Here is a 5,769-nt window from a genome sequence, read left to right on the forward strand (position 1 = left end):
GCGGCTGGATGAGGATGAGGAGGTTCCCGCGGCGCAGAGCGGCGAGCACGATGTCGCCCTCCGGGTTCGCCGAGCGGTCCACGAACATGTTGCCCGGGGCCTCGCCCCAGTGCTCGGTGACGCTGTCCCGCAGCTCGGCCGGGAGCTCCGCGAACCACCGCTTGTAGTCGGCGGCCGGGATCCGGACCGGGTTGCGGGCCAACTGCTCCTCGGTCAGCCAGTCCTGGTCGTGGCCGCCTGCCTCGATCAGGGCGCGGATCAGCTCGTCGCCGTCTCCCGAGACCAGACCCGGGATGTCCTCGGTCGGCCCGAAGTCGTAGCCGCCGGCGACGAGGGTGCGCAGCAGCTCCACGGCGCTGGCCGGGGTGTCGAGGCCGACCGCGTTACCGATGCGCGAGTGCTTGGTCGGGTACGCGGACAGGACCAGCGCGACCTTCTTGTCGCGGCGGTCGATATGCCGCAGGCGGGCGTGGCGTACGGCGATCCCCGCGACCCGGGCGGCCCGCTCGGGGTCGGCCACGTAGGCGGGCAGACCGTCCGCGTCGATTTCCTTGAAGGAGAACGGGACGGTGATCAGACGGCCGTCGAACTCGGGCACGGCGACCTGCGTGGCGGCGTCCAGCGGGGAGAGACCCTCGTCGTTCTCCTCCCAGGCGGCGCGCGAGCCGGTCAGGCACAGAGCCTGCAGGATCGGCACGCCGAGGCCGGCGAGCGCGCCCGCGTCCCAGGACTCGTCGTCGCCGCCCGCCGAGGCGGTGGCGGGCTTGGTACCGCCCGCCGCGAGGACCGTGGTGACGACCGCGTCGGCCGACTCCAGTGCGGCGATCAGCTCCGGCTCGGGGGTGCGCAGGGAGGACACGTACAGGGGCAGCGCCTGGGCGTCGTGGGACTCGATCGCGTCGCACAGGGCGTGCACGAAGGACGTGTTCCCGCTCATCTGGTGGGCGCGGTAGTACAGCACCGCGATCCGCGGGCCCTCGGTGCGCTGCGGGGTGCGCTCCAGCGGTCCCCAGGTGGGGGAGGCCGCGGGCGGCTCGAAGCCGTGGCCGGTGAGGAGGACGGTGTCGGAGAGGAACCGGGCCAGCTGCTCCAGGTTGGCCGGGCCGCCGTGGGCGAGGTAGCCGTGGGCCTCGGCCGCGATGCCGATGGGGACCGTGGAGGCCTCCATGAGCTGCGCGTCCGGAGCCTGTTCGCCGGTCAGGACCACGACCGGGCGGGTCTGGCCGGGGGCCAGCAGCAGGTCGAGGCCGTCCTGCCAGGCGCGGAGTCCGCCGAGGAGGCGTACGACGACCAGGTCGACCCCGTCGAGGAGGCCGGGCAGGTCGTCGAGGGGAAGGCGGGAGGGGTTCGCGAACCGGTACGGGACGGGGCCGTCCGCCGTGTTCGCCGCGCGGGCGCTGAGCAGATCGGTGTCGGACGTCGACAGCAGCAGGATCATGCGGCGGCAGGCCTTCCTCGGGGTTTCCGCGCCCCGGGCAGTGTGAGGACAGCGGGAGTTCCTGACTCACCCCGGTCGCCGGATCGCTCCGCGGGGTTCACAGTGGCGGGACCGCGCCGGAATCGCACCGGGCTTCCTCCCATGTCGCCGTCCTCGGCGACGGCGGGCCGTGTGGTCCGCCGGAAGGTCATCTTAGGGGGCGGGTGGCTGCCGCCGGTGTGGCGGGTGGGATGACGGTGGTCCGCCGGGTGCGGCGACGCTGCCGGGGCTCTGCCCCGGACCCCGCGCCTCAAACGCCGGCGGGGCTGGGAGTGCGGCTCGTACGCGGCGGGCTGGGAGCGCGGCTCAGGCGTCGGCGGGGTTGGGAGTGCGGCTCAGGTGTTGGCGGGCTGGGTGTGCGGCTCACGTGTTGGCGGGGCTGGGTGTGTGGCTCACGTATCGGCCGGCCGGGAGTGCGGCTCACGCGTTGGCCGGCCGGGGGTGCGGCTCACGCGTTGGCGGGGCTGGGTGTGCGGTTAAGGCGTCGGGGGCTGGGTGTGCGGCTCAGGTGTTGGCGGGCCGTGGGTGCCGCGAAGGCGTCGGCGGGGCCGGGATGCGGCTCAGGCGTCGGGGGCTGGGAGTGCGGCTCATGGCGTCGGCGGGCGGGGAGCGGCCCACGTGTTGGCGGGCCGGGAGTGCGGCTCGCGTGTCGGCGGAGCCGGGAGTGCGGCTCGAAGGGCCGGCGGGGCCGGATGGGACGGGCGGGCTAGGAATGGCTGGTCGGGGTGGTGACGGACACAGGTCGGGGGGACCCAATCGTGGGTATGCTCGCGGCCATGCCCCAGCCCCCTTCCGCCGCATCGCGGGACGAACCCGTCATACGGGAGCGCGGTGACGCCTGCCCCGGTGCGCTGCGGCTGCACGCGGCGGACGACGGGTTCCTGGCACGGGTCCGGGTGCCGGCCGGGCTGCTCACCGTGCGGCAGGCCTCGGCGCTGGCGCTCGCCGCCGACCGGTTCGGGGACGCACACCTGGAGCTGACCTCGCGCGGCAACGTACAACTGCGCGGCCTGGCCGACGGATGCGGCGCCGGGCTCGCGGAGCTGCTGGACGGGGCCGGGCTGCTCCCCGCGCCGAGCCATGAGCGGGTACGGAACATCGTGGCGACGCCCATGTCCGGCCTGGACGGACCGGAGGGGCGGGGCGGGCCGGAGGGGACGGACCGGCCCGACGCGTCGGCCTGGGCCATGGAGTTCGACCGGCTGCTGTGCGCGAGCCCGTGGGCGGCGGCGCTGTCCGGGCGGTTCCTGTTCGCCTTCGACGACGGGCGCGGCGACGTGGCCGCGCTCGCCGCCGACGTGACCGTGCTCGGCCGCTGCGCAGGCCGGGCGCTGCTCCGGCTCGGCCGGGCCGCCGACGCCGTGGAACTCGCCGGGCAGGACGCCCCCCGAGCGGCTCTGCTGGCCGCCCGGTACTTCCTCGACGCCGCCGCCGAAGCCGGCACACAGGCCTGGCGGGTGTCCGAACTGCCCGCCGGACACACTTTGGACGAAGCTGAGTTCACCCGGCGCCTCGACGCCGCCGGGATCGCCGCCGCGACCGCCCGCGCCGTGGACTGGCCGTACACCGCGCCGCCCCGGCCGTCGGGCGCGGGCGGGCACGACCGCGCCACCCTGTGCGTGCTGCCCCCGCTCGGCCGGCTCAGCTCCGCGCAGTGGCGGGTCCTGGTTCAGGTCGCCGACGATGAGGGGAGCGGCCAGTTGCGCGTCACGCCGTGGCGCAGCGTCGTCCTGCCGAGGGTGAGTGGGCGCGGGCCCGCCCGGATCGAGGACGCCGGGCTGGTCCTCACCCCCGACAGCCCCTGGGAAGCCGTCACCGCCTGTACGGGGCGGCCCGGTTGCGCGAAATCCCTCGCCGACGTACGCGCCGACGCGCGGGCCGTCGCCGACCGGGCACGCGGTCCGCTGCCAGTGCACTGGTCCGGCTGCGAGCGCCGCTGCGGGCATCCGCGCGGCACCGCCTGGGTGGACCTGGTCGCCACCGGGTCCGGATACCGGCTCGCCGCGCCCGGCCGCCCCGTACCCCACGACGTACGGCCCTCCGAACTTGCCGCGGCACTCGCGGACGCCCGCACCGACCCCGACGTAGTGAAGAAATGAGCGAGTACACCGTGTTTGAGTACGAGAAGGACGGCGCGGCCATCTACCGCCAGTCCTTTGCCACGATCCGCGCCGAGGCGGACCTCTCCGGGCTGCCCGACACGGTCGCCCAGGTCGCGGTGCGCATGATCCACGCCTGCGGAATGACCGACCTCCCCCAGGACCTCGGGTACACCCCGGAGGTCGTGCTGCGCGCCCGTGCGGCGCTGGAGGCGGGCGCGCCGATCCTGTGCGACGTGCAGATGGTCGCCAGCGGTGTCACCCGCAAGCGGCTGCCCGCCGACAACGACGTGATCTGCACGCTCTCCGACCCGGCCGTACCGGAGCTCGCCGCGAAGATGGGCACCACGCGCAGCGCCGCCGCCCTGGAGGTCTGGCGCGACCGCGGCCTGCTGGAGGGCTCGGTCATCGCCGTCGGCAATGCGCCGACCGCCCTGTTCCGGCTGCTGGAGATGATCGAGGAGGGCGCCCCGCGCCCCGCCGCCGTCATCGGGGTCCCCGTCGGCTTCATCGGCGCCGCCGAGTCCAAGGACGCCCTCGCCGCCCACCCCTCGGGGCTCGACCACCTGGTCGTGCGCGGCCGGCGCGGCGGCAGCGCGATGGCCGCCGCCGCCGTCAACGCCATTGCGAGCGTGGCCGAATGAGCGACATCGCCAAGGGGCGGCTGTACGGGGTCGGGCTCGGCCCCGGCGACCCGTCGCTGATGACCCTGCGCGCCGTCGAGGTGATCGCCGACGCCGATGTCGTGGCCTACCACAGCGCCCGCCACGGCCGTTCCATCGCCCGTTCGATCGCCGCGAAGCACCTGCGCGCCGACCACGTCGAGGAACCGCTGGTCTACCCGGTCACCACCGAGACCACCGACCACCCCGGCGGGTACCAGGGCGCGATGGAGGAGTTCTACGAGGCCGCCGCCGCCCGCCTCGCCGCGCACCTGGACGCCGGCCGGACCGTCGCCGTGCTCGCGGAGGGCGACCCGCTCTTCTACAGCTCGTACATGCACATGCACAAGCGGCTCGCCGACCGGTACGAGACCGAGGTCATCCCCGGCGTCACCTCCGTGAGCGCCGCCGCCGCCCGGCTGGGCACCCCGCTCGTCGAGGGTGAGGAGGTGCTGACGATCCTCCCCGGCACCCTGCCCGAGGAGGAGCTCACCGCCCGCCTCGCCGCCACCGACTCGGCGGTCGTGATGAAGCTCGGCCGGACCTTCCCCGCCGTACGCGGCGCGATGGAGGCCGGCGGCCGGCTCGCCGAGGCCCGCTACGTCGAGCGCGCCACCATGGCCGGCGAGCGCACCGGACTCCTCGCCGACATCGACGCCGACAGCGTTCCGTACTTCGCCGTCGCCGTGCTCCCCAGCCGCATCGGCAACCCGGGCAGCGTCCCCTCCGGCCCCGGCGAGGTCGTCGTCGTGGGCACCGGCCCGGCCGGCCCGCTGTGGCTCACCCCGCAGACGCGGCGTGCGCTCGCCGACGCAGAGGTGCTGGTCGGCTACACCACCTACCTGGACCGGGTGCCCGTCAAGCCGGGCCAGATCCGGCACGGGTCCGACAACAAGGTGGAGTCGGAGCGCGCCGAGTTCGCCCTCGACCTCGCCCGGCGCGGCCGGCGGGTGGCCGTGGTCTCCGGCGGAGACCCCGGCGTCTTCGCCATGGCCACGGCGGTCCTGGAGGTGGCCGGGCAGGCGGAGTACAAGGATGTGCCGGTACGGGTCCTGCCGGGGGTGACCGCGGCCAACGCGGCGGCCGCCGCGGCCGGTGCCCCGCTCGGCCACGACTACGCCACCATCTCGCTCTCCGACCGGCTCAAGCCCTGGGAGGTCATCGCGGAGCGGCTGCGCGCGGCCGCCGCGGCCGACCTGGTGCTCGCCCTCTACAACCCGGGCTCGCGCAGCCGGACCTGGCAGGTGGCCCAGGCCCGGGAACTGCTGCTCGAACTGCGCTCGCCCGAAACCCCGGTGGTCGTCGCGCGCGACGTGGGCGGCCCCGAGCAGTCGGTGCGGATCGTCACGCTCGCCGAACTGGATCCGTCCGAGGTGGACATGCGCACGCTCCTGCTGATCGGATCCTCGCAGACGCAGATCACCGAGCGGGCCGACGGGTCGAGGGTCACCTGGACGCCCCGCCGCTACCCGTGACCGGGTGAGGCGAGGCGGAGCGGTACGCGGCGAAGGCCCGGTGCTGTCTCTTATAC

4 protein-coding genes and 1 riboswitch are annotated in these 5,769 nt (G+C 74.9%); of the genes, 3 read left to right on the forward strand and 1 reads right to left on the reverse strand.

Features of this window, described 5'->3' with window-relative positions:
- Positions 1 to 1,438 (reverse strand): cobaltochelatase subunit CobN (locus ACWGIU_RS27280; protein ID WP_453710069.1); only part of this gene is annotated, 1,438 nt, incomplete at its 3' end.
- Positions 1,439 to 1,493: 55 nt separating this feature from the next.
- Positions 1,494 to 1,598, reverse strand: a riboswitch (cobalamin riboswitch).
- A gap of 643 nt (positions 1,599 to 2,241) precedes the next feature.
- Here ACWGIU_RS27280 and ACWGIU_RS27285 point away from each other — a divergent pair.
- The 3 genes from ACWGIU_RS27285 to ACWGIU_RS27295 are packed head-to-tail and all read left to right on the forward strand — an operon-like array spanning position 2,242 to position 5,713.
- Positions 2,242 to 3,576, forward strand: coding sequence for a cobalamin biosynthesis protein CobG (locus tag ACWGIU_RS27285; protein WP_453710073.1), 1,335 nt, complete (start codon positions 2,242 to 2,244; stop codon positions 3,574 to 3,576).
- Positions 3,573 to 4,220: a precorrin-8X methylmutase gene (locus tag ACWGIU_RS27290; RefSeq protein WP_327382569.1), complete on the forward strand. Its 648-nt coding sequence runs from the start codon at positions 3,573 to 3,575 to the stop codon at positions 4,218 to 4,220. Before ACWGIU_RS27285 ends, ACWGIU_RS27290 begins: the two co-directional genes overlap by 4 nt.
- On the forward strand, positions 4,217 to 5,713 hold the full coding sequence (locus tag ACWGIU_RS27295) for a precorrin-2 C(20)-methyltransferase (protein ID WP_453710071.1): 1,497 nt from the start codon (positions 4,217 to 4,219) through the stop codon (positions 5,711 to 5,713). The genes ACWGIU_RS27290 and ACWGIU_RS27295 overlap by 4 nt, the downstream gene beginning before the upstream one ends.
- Positions 5,714 to 5,769: the final 56 nt, after the last annotated feature.

This window comes from Streptomyces sp. NPDC054840 (genome assembly GCF_053611065.1).

Coding starts and splice junctions, on each gene's coding strand:
- ACWGIU_RS27290 (WP_327382569.1), top strand. CDS start 3,573: ATGAGCGAGTACACCGTGTTTGAGTACGAGAAGGACGGCGCGGCCATC.
- ACWGIU_RS27285 (WP_453710073.1), top strand. CDS start 2,242: ATGCTCGCGGCCATGCCCCAGCCCCCTTCCGCCGCATCGCGGGACGAA.
- ACWGIU_RS27295 (WP_453710071.1), top strand. CDS start 4,217: ATGAGCGACATCGCCAAGGGGCGGCTGTACGGGGTCGGGCTCGGCCCC.